17 protein-coding genes, 1 tRNA gene and 1 pseudogene are annotated in these 18,796 nt (G+C 71.2%); 1 reads left to right on the forward strand and 18 read right to left on the reverse strand.

The genetic code is table 11. From position 1 onward, the window contains the following. The 15 genes and pseudogenes from AB4880_RS24880 to thrS form a co-directional block, all read right to left on the reverse strand. Nucleotides 1-141, reverse strand: a pseudogene (locus AB4880_RS24880) (adenine phosphoribosyltransferase); the annotation flags it as partial. Then, entirely contained in the window at nt 141-1,412 is a 1,272-nt protein-coding gene (secF, locus tag AB4880_RS24885; protein ID WP_367921917.1) for a protein translocase subunit SecF, read from the reverse strand. The gene secF and the pseudogene AB4880_RS24880, both read right to left, overlap by 1 nt. After that, nucleotides 1,412-3,163, reverse strand: coding sequence for a protein translocase subunit SecD (secD, locus tag AB4880_RS24890; RefSeq protein ID WP_367921918.1), 1,752 nt, complete (start codon nt 3,161-3,163; stop codon nt 1,412-1,414). Before secD ends, secF begins: the two co-directional genes overlap by 1 nt. Before the next feature lie 2 nt (nt 3,164-3,165). Then, a complete protein-coding gene (yajC, locus tag AB4880_RS24895) occupies nt 3,166-3,501 on the reverse strand; it encodes a preprotein translocase subunit YajC (protein WP_367921919.1) in 336 nt (111 codons plus the stop codon). A gap of 118 nt (nt 3,502-3,619) precedes the next feature. Beyond that, a complete protein-coding gene (gene ruvB, locus AB4880_RS24900; protein WP_367921920.1) occupies nt 3,620-4,699 on the reverse strand; it encodes a Holliday junction branch migration DNA helicase RuvB in 1,080 nt (359 codons plus the stop codon). Between the two features lie 11 nt (nt 4,700-4,710). Further along, a complete protein-coding gene (gene ruvA, locus AB4880_RS24905) occupies nt 4,711-5,310 on the reverse strand; it encodes a Holliday junction branch migration protein RuvA (protein WP_367921921.1) in 600 nt (199 codons plus the stop codon). Further along, nucleotides 5,307-5,867: a crossover junction endodeoxyribonuclease RuvC gene (ruvC, locus tag AB4880_RS24910; protein ID WP_367921922.1), complete on the reverse strand. Its 561-nt coding sequence runs from the start codon at nt 5,865-5,867 to the stop codon at nt 5,307-5,309. The genes ruvA and ruvC overlap by 4 nt, the downstream gene beginning before the upstream one ends. A 77-nt stretch (nt 5,868-5,944) precedes the next feature. Continuing rightward, nucleotides 5,945-6,712 (reverse strand): YebC/PmpR family DNA-binding transcriptional regulator, encoded by a 768-nt coding sequence (locus AB4880_RS24915; RefSeq protein ID WP_367921923.1) that lies wholly within the window; start codon nt 6,710-6,712, stop codon nt 5,945-5,947. 56 nt (nt 6,713-6,768) lie between these two features. Further along, entirely contained in the window at nt 6,769-7,350 is a 582-nt protein-coding gene (gene pdxT, locus AB4880_RS24920) for a pyridoxal 5'-phosphate synthase glutaminase subunit PdxT (protein WP_367922009.1), read from the reverse strand. A 134-nt stretch (nt 7,351-7,484) separates the two neighbouring features. Beyond that, complete coding sequence (gene pdxS, locus AB4880_RS24925) at nt 7,485-8,378, reverse strand: pyridoxal 5'-phosphate synthase lyase subunit PdxS (protein ID WP_367921924.1); 894 nt, start codon at nt 8,376-8,378, stop codon at nt 7,485-7,487. A gap of 30 nt (nt 8,379-8,408) precedes the next feature. Further along, nucleotides 8,409-9,059, reverse strand: coding sequence for a phosphatidylinositol phosphate synthase (gene pgsA, locus AB4880_RS24930; protein WP_367921925.1), 651 nt, complete (start codon nt 9,057-9,059; stop codon nt 8,409-8,411). Between the two features lie 26 nt (nt 9,060-9,085). Then, a complete protein-coding gene (locus tag AB4880_RS24935) occupies nt 9,086-9,568 on the reverse strand; it encodes an HIT family protein (protein WP_367922010.1) in 483 nt (160 codons plus the stop codon). Between the two features lie 53 nt (nt 9,569-9,621). Continuing rightward, complete coding sequence (locus AB4880_RS24940) at nt 9,622-10,347, reverse strand: TetR/AcrR family transcriptional regulator (protein ID WP_367921926.1); 726 nt, start codon at nt 10,345-10,347, stop codon at nt 9,622-9,624. A 23-nt stretch (nt 10,348-10,370) separates the two neighbouring features. Continuing rightward, complete coding sequence (locus AB4880_RS24945; protein ID WP_367921927.1) at nt 10,371-11,354, reverse strand: glycoside hydrolase family 25 domain-containing protein; 984 nt, start codon at nt 11,352-11,354, stop codon at nt 10,371-10,373. A gap of 6 nt (nt 11,355-11,360) precedes the next feature. Continuing rightward, nucleotides 11,361-13,343: a threonine--tRNA ligase gene (thrS, locus tag AB4880_RS24950; protein ID WP_367921928.1), complete on the reverse strand. Its 1,983-nt coding sequence runs from the start codon at nt 13,341-13,343 to the stop codon at nt 11,361-11,363. A gap of 136 nt (nt 13,344-13,479) precedes the next feature. Between thrS and AB4880_RS24955 the strand changes: the two genes are divergently transcribed. Continuing rightward, the gene (locus AB4880_RS24955; RefSeq protein ID WP_367921929.1) at nt 13,480-14,031 is read left to right on the forward strand and encodes a Dps family protein; all 552 of its coding nucleotides are present in this window, start codon (nt 13,480-13,482) and stop codon (nt 14,029-14,031) included. Nucleotides 14,032-14,049: 18 nt separating this feature from the next. Here the strand turns inward: AB4880_RS24955 and AB4880_RS24960 are convergent, their stop codons facing one another. From AB4880_RS24960 to AB4880_RS24970, 3 genes are all read right to left on the reverse strand, one after another. Beyond that, the gene (locus AB4880_RS24960) at nt 14,050-16,698 is read right to left on the reverse strand and encodes a PKD domain-containing protein (RefSeq protein WP_367921930.1); all 2,649 of its coding nucleotides are present in this window, start codon (nt 16,696-16,698) and stop codon (nt 14,050-14,052) included. 107 nt (nt 16,699-16,805) lie between these two features. Next, a tRNA-Val gene (locus AB4880_RS24965) sits at nt 16,806-16,877 on the reverse strand. A gap of 93 nt (nt 16,878-16,970) precedes the next feature. Beyond that, nucleotides 16,971-18,794, reverse strand: coding sequence for a flavin-containing monooxygenase (locus AB4880_RS24970; protein ID WP_367921931.1), 1,824 nt, complete (start codon nt 18,792-18,794; stop codon nt 16,971-16,973). Between the last annotated feature and the right edge of the window lie 2 nt (nt 18,795-18,796).

The raw sequence follows: 18,796 nt of genomic DNA on the forward strand, positions 1-18,796 counted from the left end.
CACGGCCGCGAAGCCGGCGCCGTCGGCGAGGAGCGGGGCGATGTCCTTGAAGACGATGCCTGGCTCGGGGAAGTCCGGGATGTCGCGGACGAGGCGGGTCAGCGCCTCGACCGCGCGGTCCCGAGCCTGTGTCGCCACCACTACTTCTTGCCGCGCTTGGACCGCGTCTGGCGGGTCGGCTGCTTGCGTCCGGAGCTGCCGCTGTCGGCGACCGGGCGCGACTGCGTCGGCACCACGCGGCCCTTGCCGCTGGCCTCGTCGCGGGTGCTGGGACGGCGGGCGGCCGCCGGCTCCTCCTCGACGCTGAAGCCGAGGTCGTCCTCGTCGAGCAGCTCGTCGGGGATGGCGAGGTCGTCGCCGCCGCGACCCACGACCGGGCCCTCGTCGACGGCGGCCGGGACCGAGGCGTACCGGTCGGCGAGCGCACGCTGCTTGGCCTTGGCCCGCCGGGCCTGCCGCTGCACCTCGGTCTCCTGCATCTTCAGGTGCACGAGCACGCGCGGCGCGAGCATGACCGAGGAGTAGACGCCGACGCCCATGCCGACGAACTGCGCGAGCGCGAGGTCCTGCAGCGAGCTGGCGCCGAGCTGGACGGCGCTGACGTAGAGGATCGCACCGATCGGGATGAGCGCGACGATCGAGGTGTTGATCGACCGGACCAGGGTCTGGTTGACCGCCAGGTTGGCCGCGTCGGCGTAGGACTGCGTCGACTTGCGCAGCGCGCCGGTGTTCTCCTTGATCTTGTCGAACACGACGACCGTGTCGTAGAGGGAGAAGCCGAGGATCGCGAGCACACCGGTGACGGCGGCCGGCGTGACCTGGAAGCCCGAGAGCGCGTAGACGCCGACGGTCAGCATGACATCGTGGAAGAGCGCGATGAACGCGGCCACGGACATCCGCCACTCGCGGAAGTAGCCCCAGATGAACAAGACGACGAGCACCAGGAAGATCAGGACGCCGGTGGCCGCGCGCTTGGCGACCTCCTGGCCCCAGCTCGGGCCGATGTCCTGGATCGACACGTCGGAGGGCTTGACCTGCGGGAAGGCCTTCTGGATCACCTGCGTGATCTCGGCGCGCTCGGTCTTGTTGAGGTTCTCGACGACGACGGTCAGCGACGAGTTGCCCTCGGTCGTGACGACCGGGTTGCGCGCGTTGCCGATGGCCGCGTCGGCGACGTCGTTGTGCAGCTGGTCGGCATTGGCCTGGGTGGCGTTGCCGGACCCGACCTCGACCGACAGCGAGGTGCCGCCGGTGAACTCGACGCCCATGTTGAGCGGCTTGAGGAAGAGGACGGCGATCGCGAGACCGACGACGACGGCCGAGATGGCGTAGTAGAGCCACGGCTTGCCGACGAAGTTGATGGACTTGCGACCCTGGTACAGGTCGTTGCCCAGCACGGACATCTTGCCCATCAGGCGTCCCCTCCCGCGGTGGCGGTACGTCGGGAGCGGGTGATCTCCACGCCCAGCGTCTCCTTGCTGAGTCCGGACAGCTTGTGGCCGGAGTTGAACGCCTTGAACTGCGCGAGCCAGGACACCATCGGCTTGGTGAACCAGAACAGCACCGCGAGGTCGATGAGCGTGGTCAGGCCCAGCGCGAAGCCGAAGCCCTTCACCACGCCGGTGGCGAAGATGTAGAGGACGAGCGCCGAGAGGATCTGGACCGTGTTGGCCGCGATCCGGGTGACCCGGGCGCGCGCCCAACCGGTCTCGACCGCGACGCGCATCGACTTGCCCTCGCGCATCTCGTCACGGATGCGCTCGAAGAAGATGACGAAGGAGTCAGCCGTGATGCCGACCGCGATGATCAGACCTGCGATGCCGGGCAGGGTCAGCGTGAAGCCGGCCGTCTTGCCGAGCAGCAGCACCATCGCGTAGGTGATCGACGCCGCCACGAAGAGCGAGCTGACGACGACCAGGCCGAGGCCGCGGTAGTAGATCAGGCAATAGAGCATGACCAGCACGAGGCCGATCGCGCCGGCGGTCAGACCGGCGGTGAGCTGGTTGCCGGCCAGCGACGGCCCGATCTCCTCGACGGAGGTCTGGCTGTCGCTGAACTTGATGGGCAGGGCGCCGAACTTGAGGCTGTTGGCCAGGTCGAGCGCGCTCTGCTCGGTGAAGTTGCCGGAGATGCTGGAGCGGCCGTCGCTGATGACGGCGGTCATGACCGGCGCCGAGATGATCGTGCCGTCGAGCACGATGGCGAACTGCTCGTCGGTGCCGCGGAACGCGCGGGAGACGGTCTCGAAGTCGGTCGACGCGCCGGTCGAGCCCTTGGGGTAGGCCTTGTCCTTGCTGTTGCCCATCTCGAGGTTGACCTCCCAGCCGATGCCCTTCTGGGGCGTGCCGGCGAAGGCGTTGGTCAGCTCGGTGCCCTCGATGACCGAGCGGCTCAGCAGGTACTTCTGCGAGGCGTTGCCGGACTCGGGCTGCGAGCAGGCGACGAGCGGCTCGTAGGGCACGTCGGGCAGGTCGGCCGGCTTGCCGTCGGCGCCGAGCAGGATGCCTTTGGGGCTGCAGGTGTACTTGGCGAACTCGGCGATCGACGCGGCGTCGGGCTTGCGCGACCAGTCGATGTTGAACTGCGCGGTCGCGGTCTTGGCGATCTCGCTCGCCGCCGGCGGGGCCGGGGCAGCCGGGGTGCTCGCACCGTCGGTCGGGGTCGGGGTCGGGCTCGGGGTGGGCGTCCCGTCGGCCTTGTACTGCGGAGCCGGGCGGTTGAGGCCGCCGGTCATGCCGTTGCCGCCGGTCGCGCCGCCCGCGCACTTCGACGGGTTCTGCTCGGAGCAGGCGACCAGGCGGAAGCGCAGCTGCGCCTGCCGGGTCACGGTCTCCTCGAGCTGGGCCCGGTTGGCCGTGTTGCCGGGGACCTCGACCACGATGTTGTTGCCGGCCTGGGTGGTGACCGTGGCCTCGGCGACGCCGGAGCCGTTGACGCGCTGGTCGATGATCCGGCGGGCCTCGTCGAGGTTCTCCTTCTTCGGCGAGCCCTCGGCGGTCAGCGTGATGCGGGTGCCGCCCTGGAGGTCGAGGCCGAGGGCCGGCTTCCAGGCGCTCTCGCCCTTGCCGACATTGGCCTGGGAAAGGGCCGTGAGGCCGTAGAGGATGGCCAGGCCCAGGAAGAAGATGACTAGGTGGCGCCCGGGGCGGGGACGGCGAGCCATGCTCAGCGCTCCTCGTGGTCGGTGTCGTCGGACCCGACGGCGTGGTCGCCGTCGGCGGAGGGGCTCTCGTCGTCGACGTCGGTACGGCGCACCGACGCGACCGCGCCGCGGACGACGCGGATCGCGACGCCCGGGGCGATCTCGAGCTCGACGTGGTCGTCGGCGAGGCCGGTGATGGTGCCGAGGATGCCGGAGGTCAGCATCACGTCGTCACCGGCGGCGAGCCGGCTCTGGAGGCTGGCGGCCTCCTTGCGCTGACGGGAGGCCGGCCGGATGATGAGCAGCCAGAAGATGGCCGCGATCGCCACGATCGGCAGCAGGGACAGCGCGTCTTTCACGAGAACCTTCTCCAGCGGGGGGCATGATGGGCCGCCGCGCCGAGCCTGGCTCGGAACGGACCGCGGCAAAGTGTAGCCACGGACCCCAGCGCGCGGAGGATCCGCGCGGGATCGGGGCCTACTCCTCGAACAGCGTGGGGGCGGCGTCGTCGTAGGACAGCGGGGGCGGCGTGAGCCCCAGGTGGGTCCATGCGGCGGGGGTGGCGATCCGCCCGCGCGGCGTGCGTGCGAGGAAGCCGTTGCGCACCAGGAAGGGCTCGGCGACCTCCTCGACCGTCTCGCGCTCCTCGCCGACGGCGACCGCGAGCGTCGAGACGCCGACCGGTCCCCCGCCGAAGCGACGGCACAGCGCGTCGAGCACGGCGCGGTCGAGCCGGTCGAGACCGAGCCCGTCGACCTCGTACAGGTCGAGCGCGGCCTGGGCGACGCCGTGGGTCACCACGCCGTCGGCGCGGACCTGGGCGTAGTCGCGGACCCGGCGCAGCAGCCGGTTGGCGATGCGCGGGGTGCCGCGGGAGCGGCTGGCGATCTCGGCGGAGCCCTCGGAGGTCAGCTCGACGCCGAGCAGGCCGGCCGAGCGGTGCACGATCAGGTCGAGCTCGTGCGGCTCGTAGAACTCCAGGTGGGCGGTGAACCCGAAGCGGTCGCGCAGCGGCCCCGGCAGCAGCCCGGCGCGGGTGGTGGCGCCGACGAGCGTGAACGGCGGGATCTCGAGCGGGATCGCGGTCGCGCCCGGGCCCTTGCCGATGACGACGTCGACCCGGAAGTCCTCCATCGCCAGGTAGAGCATCTCCTCGGCCGGGCGCGACATCCGGTGGATCTCGTCGACGAAGAGCACCTCGCCCTCGTTGAGACCGGACAGGATGGCCGCGAGGTCGCCGGCGTGGGTGATCGCGGGGCCGCTGGTGACCCGCAGGGGCGCGTTCATCTCGTGGGAGATGATCATCGCCAGCGTGGTCTTGCCGAGCCCCGGCGGACCGGACAGCAGGACGTGGTCGGGCGCCCTCCCCCGCTGCCGGGCGGCCTCGAGAACCAGGCCCAGCTGGTCGCGCACGCGCGCCTGCCCGACCACCTCGTCGAGACTGCGCGGGCGCAGCGCGGCCTCGACCGCGCGCTCGTCGCCCTCGGCCTCGGCGGCGGTCAGCGACCGGAGATGGACCTCCTCGGCCGCGGCGAGCTCGTCCTCGTGGAAGGCCATGCCCTACCTTCTCAGGCCTTCGAGAGCGACCGCAGCGCGGCGCGCAGCAGGGCGCCGACGTCGGGCGCGTCGCCGGCCGTGGGGGCGACCGCGTCGACCGCCTTCTCGGCGTCCTTGGTGTTGTAGCCCAGGCCCATCAGGCCCTGGTGGACCTGGTCGCGCCACGCGTCGGCGCTCGGCCCGGCGTGGACGGCGCCGCCGGAGCCGGTGGGAGCGCCGATGCGGTCCTTGAGCTCGAGGATGATCCGCTGCGCGCCCTTCTGGCCGATGCCGGGCACCTTGGTGAGAGTGCGGACGTCGTCGCCGGCGATGGCGGTGCGGACGCCGTCGGGCGAGAGCACCGCGACGATCGCCTGGGCGAGCTTGGGCCCGACGCCGGAGGCGGTCTGGACGAGCTCGAAGATCGTCTTCTCGTCCTCGTCGGCGAATCCGAACAGGGTCAGCGAGTCCTCGCGGACGACCATGCTGGTGGGCAGGGTCGCCTGGGCGCCGGTGCGCAGTTGGGCCAGGGTGGCGGGCGTGCACATCAGCTCGAGGCCGACGCCGCCGACCTCGAGCACCGCGCTGGTCAGGCTGAGCGCGGCCACCTGGCCGCGGACGAAGGCGATCATCGGGCTCCTCCGGGGATGCGGGAACGGGTCGGGTGGGCGCGGGTGGGCCGGGCGGCGGCCAGCGCGGCGTCGATGCGCGCCTGGGTGCCGCCGCGCCAGATGTGGGTGATCGCGAGCGCGAGCGCGTCGGCGGCGTCGGCGGGCTTGGGCATCGCGTCGAGGCGCAGGATCCGGGTGACCATCGCGCCGACCTGGGCCTTGTCGGCGCGGCCGTTGCCGGACACCGCGGCCTTGACCTCGCTCGGCGTGTGCAGCGCGACCGGCAATCCGCGCCGGGCGGCGCACACCATGGCGATGCCGGCGGCCTGGGCGGTGCCCATGATCGTGCTGACGTCGGAGCGGGCGAAGATCCGCTCGATGGCGACCGCGTCGGGCGCGTACTCGTCGAGCCGGGCGTCGATGCCCTTCTCGATGGTGACCAGACGCTCGGGCACCGCGAGCTCGGACGACGTGCGCACCACGCTCACGTCGACCAGGGTCAGCGGTCGCCCGATCGAGCCGTCGACCACGCCGAGGCCGCAGCGGGTCAGCCCCGGGTCGATCCCGAGCACGCGCACGTCGTCACCTTCCGTCCGAACAAGTGTTCGGACGCCACGTTAGACGAGTCGGCCGCCCGCGCGGGCAGCGACACGCGTCACGCGTCGATCTGGTCGAGGACCTCGTCGGGGATGTCGGCGTTGGAGAAGACGTTCTGGACGTCGTCGAGGTCGTCGACCGCGTCGACGAGCTTGAACACCTTGCCGGCCGCGGCGGGGTCGGCGACCGGGATGTCCATCGTGGCGACGAACTGCACCTCGGCCGAGTCGTAGTCGATGCCGGCGTCCTGCAGCGCGCTGCGGACCGCGACGACGTCGGTGGCCTCGGACTGGACCTCGAAGGCGTCACCGAGGTCGTTGACCTCCTCGGCGCCCGCGTCGAGGGTGGCCTCGAGGACGTCGTCCTCGGAGATCTCCTTGCCCTCCTGGACCTTGGCGACCGTGACGACGCCCTTGCGGCTGAACAGCCGCGACACCGAGCCCGGGTCGGCCATCGTGCCGCCGTTGCGGGTGACCGCGGTGCGGACCTCCATCGCGGCCCGGTTGCGGTTGTCGGTGAGGCACTCGACGAGGACGGCGACGCCCTGCGGGCCGTAGACCTCGTACATGATCGTCTCGTAGTCGACGCCGCCACCCTCGAGACCGCCGCCGCGCTTGACCGCGGAGTCGATGTTCTTGTTGGGGACCGACTGCTTCTTCGCCTTCTGGATGGCGTCGAACAGCGTGGGGTTGCCGGCGGGGTCGGGGCCACCCATCTTCGCGGCGATCTCGATGTTCTTGATCAGCTTCGCGAAGAGCTTGCCGCGCTTGGCGTCGATCGCGGCCTTCTTGTGCTTCGTGGTTGCCCACTTGGAGTGGCCAGACATTTCCCGTCCCTCTATCTACCTCGACGAACCATCGCTGCCGGAACAGCCGCGTAAGTCTAACGGGCCACCAGGTCGAGGAAGATCCGGTGCACGCGGCCGTCGCCGTCGACCTCGGGGTGGAAGGATGTCGCCATCAGGTGTCCCTGCCGTACGGCGACCGGGTGACCGTTGGACTCGGCGAGCACCTCGACGTCCGGGCCGGTGCGCTCGACCCACGGCGCGCGGATGAAGACGGCGTGCACCGGCGCGTCGAGCCCGGTGAACGGCAGGTCCGCCTCGAAGGAGTCGACCTGACGCCCGAAGGCGTTGCGCCGCACGGTGACGTCGAGCCCGCCGATGGTCTCCTGGTCGGCGGTACCGCCCTCGATCCGGTCGGCGAGCAGGATCATCCCGGCGCAGGTGCCGAAGGTCGGCATGCCGCCGCGGATCCGCTCGCGCAGCGGCTCGAGCAGCTCGAAGGTGCGCGCCAGCTTCGACATCGTGGTCGACTCCCCGCCCGGCAGCACCAGGCCGTCGCAGCGCTCGAGCTCGGCGGGGCGACGTACCGGGAAGGCGTCGGCGCCGAGGGCGGTGAGGGTGTGGAGATGTTCGCGGACGTCGCCCTGGAGGGCGAAGACACCGATGGCAGGCACGCGCAGAGGCTAGTCCCCGGCCACGTTGCCTCGTGACGTGGGTGGTCGCGCGAGACGCGCCGGAGAGCCCGGAGATGCACGCGACCCCGTCGGACCTGGGATCAGGTCCGACGGGGTCGAGGAGATGCGGTGAGGAGGGACTACCAGCCGCGCTCGGAGAGGCGGTGGGGCTGGGCGAGCTCCTCGACGTTGATGCCGACCATGGCCTCGCCCAGACCGCGCGAGACCTTCGCGACCACGTCGGGGTCGTCGAAGAAGGTGGTGGCCTTGACGATCGCCTCGGCCCGCTGCGCCGGGTTGCCCGACTTGAAGATGCCCGAGCCCACGAAGACGCCCTCGGCGCCCAGCTGCATCATCATCGCCGCGTCGGCCGGGGTCGCGATGCCGCCGGCGGTGAAGAGGACGACGGGCAGCTTGCCGGTGCGCGCGACCTCCGCGACCAGCTCGTAGGGCGCCTGCAGCTCCTTGGCCGCGACGTACAGCTCGTCGTCGGCCAGCGCGCCGAGGCGGCGGATCTCCTTGCGGATGGTGCGCATGTGGGTCACCGCGTTGGAGACGTCACCCGTGCCGGCCTCGCCCTTGGAGCGGATCATCGCCGCGCCCTCGGTGATCCGGCGCAGCGCCTCGCCCAGGTTGGTCGCGCCGCACACGAACGGGACCGTGAAGGCCCACTTGTCGATGTGGTTCTCGTAGTCGGCCGGGGTGAGGACCTCGGACTCGTCGATGTAGTCGACACCCAGCGACTGCAGGATCTGCGCCTCGGCGAAGTGGCCGATGCGCGCCTTGGCCATGACCGGGATCGAGACCGCGGCGATGATGCCGTCGATCATGTCGGGGTCGCTCATCCGCGACACGCCACCCTGGGCGCGGATGTCGGCGGGGACCCGCTCCAGTGCCATGACGGCGACCGCGCCGGCGTCCTCGGCGATCTTGGCCTGCTCGGGGGTGACGACGTCCATGATGACGCCACCCTTGAGCATCTCGGCCATGCCGCGCTTGACCCGGGTGGTGCCGTGCTCCTGCTGCTCGCTCATGTGACTGATCCTACGGCCTCTGAACGGTGTTCAGGAATCGGTATCGCCCGCGACCGCCGCGTCGAGCGCGAGCGCCTGTCGGCGCACCTTCAGCACCCGGAAGATCACCGTGTAGGTGCTGGCCGCGGCGAGCGCCCACAGCGTCACGTACATCAGGATCGGCAGGTCGAGGAGAGCGCCCAGACCGGTCATCACGAGGATCGACACGAGTCGGTCGGCGCGCTCGGCGATACCGCCCTTGGCGTCCATGCCGAGCGACTCGGCGCGCGCCCGTGCGTACGACGTCACCGAGCCCATCACCAGGCACCACAGCGTCACGCAGAGGTAGAGGTAGCTGTCACCCTGGTCCTTGCCCGTGCCGGCGAAGTAGAGGGCGAGGCCGCCGAAGATCGCGCCGTCGCCGATCCGGTCGAGCGTGGAGTCCCAGAAGGCCCCGAACTTCGACACCCGGCCCATCTCGCGCGCCATCCGGCCGTCGATCAGGTCGCTGAAGACGAACGCCGTGATGAACAGGACGCCGATGAGCAGCTCGCCCCGCGGGAAGAAGATCAGCGCACCCGCGCTCACGCCGAGCATGCCGACCAGGGTCACCGCGTCCGGGCTGATGCCCAGCCGGATGAAGAGCCGCACGAACGGGTGGAGCAGCGTCCCGGCCCAGAACTCCTTGAAGCGTTCCAACACGGGTCAGGAACCTACTCGATCGCGCCCTACTGCCACGCACCGGCGAGCAGGTCGCGGGTCTCGCCCAACAGCTGCGGCAGCGTCTTGGTGCCGCCGATGACGGTCATGAAGTTGGCGTCGCCCGACCAGCGCGGGACGACGTGCTGGTGCAGGTGACCGGACAGCGATCCGCCCGCCGCTCCCCCGAGGTTGAGCCCCACGTTGAAGGCGTGCGGGTGCGAGACCGTGCGGATGGTGCGCAGCGCGGCCTTGGTCAGCGCCGTCACCTCGGCCGTCTCGGCGTCGTCGAGCTCGAGATAGTCGGCGACGTGCCGGTAGGGCAGCACCATCAGGTGGCCGGGGTTGTAGGGGTACAGGTTGAGGATCACGTACGCCGTCGCGCCGCGGACCACCACCAGCTCGTCGTCGGTCGACGTCGCCGGGTCACGGGTGATCCGGCAGAAGGGGCAGGCCGGGCGCGGGTCGGCGTGGGCCGGCTCGTCGTCGGCCTCGCCGCGGACGTAGGCCATCCGGTGGGGCGTCCAGAGCCGCTCGAGCCCGTCGGGGCCGACGGTCGCGTCGCTCACGCCTCTCCCCCCGGCTGCAGCGCCTGGAGCAGGTCGGCGACCGGGAGGTCGGGCAGGTTGAGGCCGCGCGCCAGCGCCATGCCGTTGATCTGGAGCCAGATCGACTCGGACAGGATGTTGATGCACGCGTCGGTGTCGGGTGCCCGTACGTCGCGCCCCAGCCAGCGGCGCACCGCCGCGAAGACGGCGCCGATCATGCCGAAGACCCACGGGTCGAGCGCGGCCTTGTCGTCGTCGGTCAGCTCGACGCCGAGCGCGGCGACCACGATCGACATGATCCCCTCGATGCCCTCGGCGACCTGCTCGACGGCGGCGCTGAGCGGGCTCGGCCCCCAGCCGGACAGGTCGCGCTCGGCGAACCAGTAGAGCGTGGGGTGGGCCTCGGCCCAGCGGATGAAGGCGCCGACGATCCGGTGGATGATCTGGTCGGGCGTGCCGTCGTAGGAGAGGGCGGGCAGGAGCTCGGAGCCGACGTTCTCGCAGATCTGGCGCTGGACGGCGCGGTCGAGGTCGGCGCGGTCCTCGAAGTGGCGGTAGATGACGGTGCGGCTCATGCCGGCCTCGTCGGCCACGGCCTGGACCTGAACGTCCTCGCCCGGCGTCTGGCGCTCCAGGACGGTGATCGCGGCGTCGATGATCACCTGACGGCGTACCTGGTTGTGCTCCTGCCATCGCCGCCGACGTCCGTCGAGCAGCTCGGGGCCCACCTCTTCCGAGCTCATGGGGGCCACCCTCTCACGTCCCGTCAGGTGAAACGGTGGAACCACTGTCCGAGATCGGCCGCGATGCCGGGACACGTGACGTCGAGGTCGCGCTGCTGCTCGACCCACTGCCCCATGACCGCCGGACCACCCTGGATCGACCAGTCGGGACCGCAGCGGTCGAGCGCCTCGGCGCGCGAGGTCTGGCCGGCCGCGCGCCACTCGGGCACGCCGCCGAGGGTGAGGTCGCCGACGACGGTGCGGTAGAGGTGGGGCGTGGAGTAGACGCCGATCTTGAAGCCGGCGTCGACGTAGCCGCGCGCTGCGCCCTCGATCACCGCCGCGTTGGCGGTCAGGTCGGGGCTCCAGTCGAACTGCGGCACCGGCTCGACATCGAGCCACACGATCGGGCTGACCAGACCGACCTTGCCCATCGTGCCGACGTTGTAGCGGGCCTGCTGGTAGCCGACGTTGCGCAGCCGGCCGAGCGTGGTGGACGCGTCATAGGGGCCGTCGGCGCCGTAGTCGTCGAGGGCGGCCTTCGACGGATAGCTCGAGACCGCGTAGACCGAGACGAGGACGTCGTTCTGCTTGACCCAGGCGACCTGGTCGGCCAGGCAGGGGTTGGGCGTGAAGGCCGGCCCGTTGGTGAGACCGAGGACGACGTACTCGGCGTCGGCGGTCGGCATCGGCAGCCCCTGGCCCTGCTTCTGCGGGATGCCCATGCCCTTCGGGCACTGCGGCCAGCTCACGTCGGCGCCGAGCACCTCGCCGTCGCGCGGCGCGATGTCGCTGGTCGGCTTGCCGCTCTCGCGGGCCAGGTTCTCGGCCTGCTGGGCGAGGTTGCTCGCGTCGGCTCCCGGGTCGCCGGCGTCGCCGCCCGGGACCGCCGCGTCGGACGTCGGCGCCGTGGTCGGCGTGCTCGCGGGCGGCCGGGGCGGGGCCGCCGACGGCTCGTCGCCGCCGCAGCCCGCCAGCACCGCCGCCGCGAGGACGGCGGCGGGGCCGGCGGCGACCGCGCGAAGCATCCGGGCTCAGACCTGCTCGCGGCTTGCGACCGCGGCGATGACCCGCTCGACCGCTTCGGCGATCGGGACGCCGTTGTCCTGGCGCCCGTCGCGGTAGCGGAAGCTGACCGCACCCTTCTCGACGTCCTCGCCACCGGCGATGAGCATGAACGGGATCTTCTGCAGCTGCGCGTTGCGGATCTTCTTCTGGAACCGGTCGTCGGACTCGTCGACCTCGACCCGGATCCCCCGCGCCTTGAGCTGGTCGGTGACCTCGTACAGGTAGTCGGTGAAGGCGTCGGCCACGGGGATGCCGACGACCTGGACCGGGGCCAGCCACGGAGGGAAGGCGCCCGCGTAGTGCTCGACGAGGACGCCGAGGAAGCGCTCGATCGAGCCGAACTTCGCGGAGTGGATCATCACCGGCTGCTGCTTGGAGCCGTCGGAGGCGGTGTACTCCAGGCCGAACCGGGCCGGCTGGTTGAAGTCGTACTGGACGGTGCCCATCTGCCAGGTGCGGCCGATGGCGTCCTTGGCCTGGACCGAGATCTTCGGGCCGTAGAACGCGGCGCCGCCCGGGTCGGGCACGAGCTCGAGGCCGGACTCGGTGGCGACCTGCTCGAGGATCGCGGTCGCGGTCGCCCAGTCGTCGTCGGTGCCGATGAACTTGTCGGCCTTGCTGTCGTCGCGCGTCGAGAGCTCGAGGTAGAAGTCGTCGAGGCCGAAGTCGCGCAGCACGCTCAGCATGAAGTCGAGTAGGTGCTTGACCTCGTCGGGCGCCTGCTCGGGGGTGCAGTAGGAGTGCGAGTCGTCCTGGGCGAAGCCGCGCACGCGGGTCAGGCCGTGGATGACGCCGGACTTCTCGTAGCGGTAGACGCTGCCGAACTCGAACAGGCGCAGCGGCAGCTCACGGTAGGAGCGCCCGCGGCTGCTGAAGATCAGGTTGTGCATCGGGCAGTTCATCGCCTTCAGCTGGTAGTTCGCGCCCTCGAACTCCATCGGCGGGAACATCGTGTCGGCGTAGTGGGGCAGGTGGCCCGAGGTGTGGAACAGCCCGTCCTTGGAGATGTGGGGCGTGCCGACGTAGGAGAAGCCCTCCTCGATGTGGCGGGCGCGGACGTAGTCCTCCATCTCGCGCTTGATCACACCGCCCTTGGGGTGGAACACCGGCAGGCCGGACCCGATCTCGTCGGGGAAGCTGAACAGGTCGAGCTCGCGGCCCAGCTTGCGGTGGTCGCGGCGCTCGGCCTCCTCGAGCCGGTGCAGGTGGGCGTCGAGCTCGTCCTTGCTCGGCCAGGCGGTGCCGTAGATGCGCTGGAGCTGCTTGTTCTTCTCGTCGCCGCGCCAGTAGGCCGCCGCGCTGCGCATCAGCTTGAACGCGGGGATGCGCTTGGTGGTCGGCAGGTGCGGCCCGCGGCAGAGGTCCTTCCAGGCCACCTCGCCGTTGCGGTTGATGTTGTCGTAGATGGTCAGCTCACCGGCGCCGACCTCGGCGCTGGCGCCCTCGGCCGCGTCGGCTGCGCTGCCCTTGAGGCCGATCAGCTCGACCTTGTAGGGCTCGTCGGCCAGCTCGACCAGGGCGTCCTCGTCGGTGGTGACCCGGCGGTCGAAGCGCTGGTTCTCCTTGATGATCTTGCGCATCGCGGACTCGAGCTTGACCAGGTCCTCCGGCACGAAGGGGGTCTCGACGTCGAAGTCGTAGTAGAAGCCGTCCTGGATCGGCGGCCCGATGCCGAGCTTGGCCTCGGGGAAGACCTGCTGCACGGCCTGGGCCAGCACGTGGGCCGTCGAGTGGCGCAGGATGTCGAGACCGTCGGCGCTGCCGATCGCGACGCCCTCGATCTCGTCGCCGTCGACCAGCGGGTAGGACAGGTCCTTGAGCTGGCCGGCGACCCGCGCGGCGATCACGTCGGCGTCGTCGCGGAACAGCTCCCAGGCCTTCGTGCCCTCCGTGACCGTCGACTCCCGGCGCGCATCGGGGGTGAGTACGACGACCTTGATGTCGGACACGGAGGTGCTCCCTTGGCTTGCTGCGTGGACGCGGCCGGTCGGCCGCGTGTCGATCGTACCGAGCGACGGCGCTCCCTCGCGCGGCAGTTGCGGCAAGCACCCGTGTGAGCCCGCCCGGACGGCGTACCGGAGGGACATGGCTTCCACCCAGACCCTTCACTTCACCACGCCCGGACTCGACGAGAAGGCGGCCCAGCGGGTCGTCGAGCTGCTGCAGAGCAGGCTCGACGCCTGCACCGACCTCCATCTCACGCTCAAGCACGTGCACTGGAATGTCGTCGGGCCCCACTTCATCGCCGTCCACGAGATGCTCGACCCGCAGGTCGAGGCCGTCCGCGGGTTCGCCGACGACCTGGCCGAGCGGATCGCCACCCTGGGCGGCTCACCCCAGGGCACGCCGGGCGGCCTCGTGGACCGGCGGCCGTGGGACGACTACGCCATCGGCCGGGCCACCACCCAGCAGCACCTCGCGGCACTCGACGTCGTCTACCAGGGCGTGATCACCAGTTACCGCGACGCCATCAAGGAGCTCGACGACCTCGACCTGGTCACCCAGGACATGCTGATCGGCGAGACCGAGCAGCTCGAGCTCTTCCACTGGTTCATCCGCGCGCACCTGGAGGACACCGGCGGCCGGCTGAGCACGTCGGGCGACACGACCGAGAAGGACGCAGCCGCGGACGCCTGACGCCGACGCCGGCCGCCGCTACGGCTGCAGCACCACCGTGATCGTCGCGGCCCGGCTGGACGCGTCGGTCGAGGCGGTGAGGGACGGCGACGTCCCCTGCGGCGCCGGCGCTCCCCCGTCGGCCACCAGCGCATCGATGTGACCGCCGCTGGCGCCGATGGTCTCGTCGCGCACGGTGACGCCCGCGGGCGGCTGCCAGTCCGTGGTCGCCGACGACTTGTCGGCCCAGTACGACACCACCCAGCGCCCCGCGCCCGCCACCGTCGCCGACGGCGTCGGGTGGGTGAGCGTGTTGGCGGGGTCGCCGCGGGTGGCGATCGCGGCGACCGGCGTCGCCGACGTGCCGCCGTAGGCGACGAGCTGGAGGGCGGTCTTGGCGTAGCCGCTCAGCCCGACCGTCACCCGGCTGCCGGCGTCGGCGGCCGTCGCGACCCGCTGCCACGCGATCGTCCGCTCGGAGCCGGTGACGAAGTCGGCCAGCTGGGTCCACCCGGCGGGTGGCGTGACCGTGCTCGTGGTGACGTTGAGGGTCGCGAAGAGCAGCATCGCGTCACCGGCGTGGACGGCGGGCACGGTCACGGCCGCGGCGGTCGTGTTGGTGTTGCTCGCGGCGACGCCGCGGAAGGCGATGGCGGAGCTGGTGGCGGCGACGGTGACCTCGTGGGAGACGGTGCCGGCGTGCCCGGTCCCGTCGGTGACGACGAGCGTGACGGCGTACGTGCCTGCGGTGGCGTAGGTGTGGCTCGGCGTGGCGCCGGTCGCGGTGCCGCCGTCGCCGAACGTCCACTGGTACGACGCGATCGGGCCCTCGTTGTCGAAGGAGGTGGTCCCGTCGAACCCGCACGCCAGCCCGGTGCAGCTCGAGGTGAACGCGGCCGTCGGCGGCCCGTCCTGCTGGGCGGGCATGGTGTAGGCCAGGTGCAGCGCCGGCGGGGTGGAGCCGTCGTGCGACGACGCCCGCCGCTCCCCCGTGCCGGTCATCACGAAGGCCAGCGCGTTGTCGGAGCGCCAGCCGGGCCGGCTCACCACCGCCTGGACGAGGGTCTTGAGGTCCGGCGTCCGCTGCGCGGCCCCGCGCTGGCCCGACGTCCAGGCAGCCGGACTCCACGCCACCGACGTCGAGGTCTGCGGACGTGACGACACGGTCGTGGACGACGTCGTGAACGTCGGGGTGTCGTCGGCGGCGACCGCGCGCACCTGGACCGACGCGGCCGTGCTGGTCGACCCGGTCGCGGCGAACTGGATCCACGCCTCGGTGATCGTCGCCCCCACCGGGACCGCCAGCCGGGCGAACCGGATGCCGATGGTCTGGGACGTCGTGCCCGCGTTGGGGATGTTGAGCGTCGACCCCAGCCAGTCGGCGAAGCCGGTCGGCCGCTGCTCGACGTCGTCGAACGCCTTGGCGACCGGGGTGTCGAGCGGCCGGGGCGCGCCGCGCGCGACGACCGTGATCGTCACGTCGTCGGACGTCGACAGCTGGCCGTCGGACGCGGTGGCGCGCAGGACGTAGGTGCCGGTCGCGGAGAAGGCCGCGCTCGTCTGCGCCGCCGACGGCGGGCTGAAGGTGGTCGTGCCCGGTCCGGACACCTGCGACCACTGCAGCGTGCTCGGGCCCGGCCCGCCGTCGTCGTACACGGTGGCGCTGAGGGCGATCGGCGTCCCGATCTCGTCCGGCGCGTCGCGGCCGGCGTCGACGACCGGCGCCAGATTGCCGATCGGCGGGAGGTCGGCGCGCAGCTCGTAGAGCCGGCCGTCGTTCTCGTTGGGGTTGCTGTTGTTGTCGATGCCGCGGTCGACGACCCAGAAGTCCCAGCGACTCGGGTTGTCGACGGCCGGCGCGACCGTCAGGCCGCCCGCGAAGACCTGGTGGGACGCCGCGATGTCGATCTGGTCGATCAGCTGCAGGTCGCGATTGAACTCGTAGATCCGGTCGGAGGTGCTGTCGACCAGGACGAGCGTGCCCCGGCCCGGGTGGTAGCTGATGCCCTCGGGGTCCTCGGCGCCGTACCGCTGGACGTCGAACTCGACGGCGGTGTCGTCACCCGTCGGCGGGACGCCGTCGAACCGTCCGTTCGGCCCCGGCGAGACGCGGTGCACGTCGTTGTCGGCGCCGTCGAGGACGAACAGCTCGCCGGTCGGCGGGAAGTAGGTCACGTCCTCCGGGTCGGTGCTGCCGAAGGCCGCCGTGCTGATCATCGTGTGGCCGTCGTCCGCCGTCCCGTAGCGGCCGTCGGCGCCCGCGGTGATCTCGTGCACGCGGAACTGGTCGTCGTCGGAGATGAAGACGTGGGCGTTCGCGGGCGCGTAGGAGATGCCCGCCGGCTCGTGGCTGTACGCCGTCGTGACACCCCGGTCGACGACCGTGCCGGTGCGCGTCGTCTCGAGGATGTTGGTGTTCTGGAAGATCGACATCTCGTCGACCTCCGAGTCCGCGATCAGCAGATGGTCGCGGCCGGGCAGGTAGGTGACGCCGTCAGGGTCGGGGAACGGCGGGTTCATCGCGGCCGTCGAGATGTTCTGCACGAGACTCGCCACCACCGTCGGCACCGCGGCCGAGGCCGGGGGCGGTGCCGCGAGCACCACCGCCCCACCGGCCCCCAGCAGGACGGCGACGGTGGCGCGGAGCCGGGCGCCACCGGGCCGGTGTCGACGCGACCTGGCCCTCATGGCCCGACCCTAGGAAGGTGCGGCGGCGAGGCGCATGCCCGGATTCGGTGACAAAGCCGGACAGCAGAGAAGCCGCGCCCGGTCGGGCGCGGCTCCTGGATTCTCGGTGGGCGATACTGGGTTCGAACCAGTGACCTCTTCGGTGTGAACGAAGCGCGCTACCACTGCGCCAATCGCCCGAGGCGGCACCCGAAGGAACCGCGGTCGGGACTCTAACCTATCCCGTCCCGCGGTTCACATCGAGGGTTCACACAGCCGCGCGCAGGGCGCGCTCAGCCCAGGTGGTGCACCTCCTGCAGCCGGTGCACCGGCGTCTCGATCCCGGCGTGCCGCGCCTTCAGCTGGAGCGCCAGGTAGAGCGAGTAGTGCCGCGACTGGTGCAGGTTGCCGCCGTGGAACCAGAGGTTCTCCTGCTGGGTCGGCTTCCACATGTTGCGCTGCTCGCCCTCCCACGGGCCGGGATCCTTCGTCGTGTCGGAGCCGAGGCCCCAGACCTTGCCGACCTTGTCGGCGACCTCCTGGCTGATCAGGTCGGCGGCCCAGCCGTTCATCGAGCCGTAGCCGGTGGCGTAGACGACCAGGTCGGCCGGCAGCTCGGTGCCGTCGGCGAGGACGACGGACGTCTCGGTCAGGCGATCGACCTGACCGTGCGCGAGCTTGACGTCGCCGCTCGCCACGAGCTCGGCGGCGCCGACGTCGATGTAGTAGCCCGAGCCGCGGCGCAGGTACTTCATGAACAGGCCGGACCCGTCGTCGCCCCAGTCGAGGTCGAAGCCGGCGGCGGTCATCCGGTCGTAGAAGTCCTTGTCGCGCTCGCGCATCTTGTCGTAGAGCGGGATCTGGAACTCGTGCATGATCTTGTAGGGCAGCGACGCGAAGATCAGGTCGGCCTTCTCGGTGGTCACGCCGGCCTCGACCGCACGCTCGGAGTAGAGGTCGCCCAGGCCGATGTCCATGAGGGTGTCGCTCTTCACGATGTGCGTCGACGAGCGCTGCACCATCGTCACGTCGGCGCCGGTCTCCCAGAGCGCGCCGCAGATGTCGAACGCCGAGTTGTTGCTGCCGATGACGACGACCCGCTTGCCGGCGTACGCGTCCGGGCCGGGATGCTGCGAGGAGTGGTGCTGCTCGCCCTGGAAGACGTCCGCGCCGGGCAGCGACGGGATGTTGGGCTTGCCGGACATGCCGGTCGCCATCACCAGGTGGGTCGGCTTGAGCACGAGCGGCCTGCCCTCGCGCTCGAGGTGGACGGTCCACTCCCCCGCGGCCTCGTCGTACGACGCGCTGGTGGCGACGGTGTTCGACCAGTACGGCACCTCCATCACCCGGGTGTAGAACTCCAGCCAGTCGCCGACCTTGTCCTTGGGCGCGAAGACCGGCCAGTTGTCGGGGAACTTGAGGTACGGCAGGTGGTCGTACCAGACCGGGTCGTGCAGGCAGAGCGACTTGTACCGGTTGCGCCACTGGTCGCCGGGGCGCGGGTGCTTGTCGATGACGAGCGCCGGTACGCCGAGCTGCCGCAGCCGGGCGCCGAGCGCGATGCCGCCCTGGCCGCCGCCGACGACGAGCACGTACGGCTGGGTGTCGACGCCGAGCGCGGCATCCTCGGCCTCGCGCTTCTCGAGCCAGGTCACCCGCTCCTTGGAGGCGCCGTGCTCGGCGCCCATCGGACGCCGTACGCCGCGCGGCTCCTCGTGGCCGGTGAGCTCGAAGAGCGTGGTGAGGAAGGTCCACGCCTTCGGGCCGTCCTCGTCGACGATGCGGAGCAGGCCACGGCCGCGGCCCACCGAGGTCTCGAACTCGAACCAGGCGGTCGTGACGCCGTCCGCGGTGTCGGCCGGCTCGGTGAGCCGGAAGCCGCGGGGGTCGACCCGGTCGAGAGTGGCGGTGAGCAGGTCCGCGACGCCGTCGGGGTTCTCGACCGTGGTCAGGTTCCACGAGAAGGCGATCAGGTCGCGCCAGAAGCTGGTCGCGGCGAACAGGCCGGCGGCGCGGTCGACGTCGCGGGCGGCGAGGGCGTCCTCGAAGGCCGCGAACCAGGCGGTGGCGGGGTCGGTGTCGGCCGTGGTGACGGGCCGGTCGTCGAGCTGGGTCATGC

The sequence above is a fragment of the Nocardioides ginsengisoli genome, from assembly GCF_039537225.1.
Taxonomy (GTDB): Bacteria; Actinomycetota; Actinomycetes; order Propionibacteriales; family Nocardioidaceae; genus Nocardioides; species Nocardioides ginsengisoli.

What these genes read in the sequence shown, in the direction of transcription:
- secF (WP_367921917.1), bottom strand. Translation starts at nt 1,412, where the DNA reads ATGGGCAAGATGTCCGTGCTGGGCAACGACCTGTACCAGGGTCGCAAG.
- secD (WP_367921918.1), bottom strand. Translation starts at nt 3,163, where the DNA reads ATGGCTCGCCGTCCCCGCCCCGGGCGCCACCTAGTCATCTTCTTCCTG.
- ruvB (WP_367921920.1), bottom strand. Translation starts at nt 4,699, where the DNA reads ATGGCCTTCCACGAGGACGAGCTCGCCGCGGCCGAGGAGGTCCATCTC.
- ruvA (WP_367921921.1), bottom strand. Translation starts at nt 5,310, where the DNA reads ATGATCGCCTTCGTCCGCGGCCAGGTGGCCGCGCTCAGCCTGACCAGC.
- AB4880_RS24915 (WP_367921923.1), bottom strand. Translation starts at nt 6,712, where the DNA reads ATGTCTGGCCACTCCAAGTGGGCAACCACGAAGCACAAGAAGGCCGCG.
- pdxS (WP_367921924.1), bottom strand. Translation starts at nt 8,378, where the DNA reads ATGAGCGAGCAGCAGGAGCACGGCACCACCCGGGTCAAGCGCGGCATG.
- AB4880_RS24935 (WP_367922010.1), bottom strand. Translation starts at nt 9,568, where the DNA reads ATGGCCTACGTCCGCGGCGAGGCCGACGACGAGCCGGCCCACGCCGAC.
- AB4880_RS24940 (WP_367921926.1), bottom strand. Translation starts at nt 10,347, where the DNA reads ATGAGCTCGGAAGAGGTGGGCCCCGAGCTGCTCGACGGACGTCGGCGG.
- AB4880_RS24945 (WP_367921927.1), bottom strand. Translation starts at nt 11,354, where the DNA reads ATGCTTCGCGCGGTCGCCGCCGGCCCCGCCGCCGTCCTCGCGGCGGCG.
- AB4880_RS24955 (WP_367921929.1), top strand. Translation starts at nt 13,480, where the DNA reads ATGGCTTCCACCCAGACCCTTCACTTCACCACGCCCGGACTCGACGAG.
- AB4880_RS24960 (WP_367921930.1), bottom strand. Translation starts at nt 16,698, where the DNA reads ATGAGGGCCAGGTCGCGTCGACACCGGCCCGGTGGCGCCCGGCTCCGC.
- AB4880_RS24970 (WP_367921931.1), bottom strand. Translation starts at nt 18,794, where the DNA reads ATGACCCAGCTCGACGACCGGCCCGTCACCACGGCCGACACCGACCCC.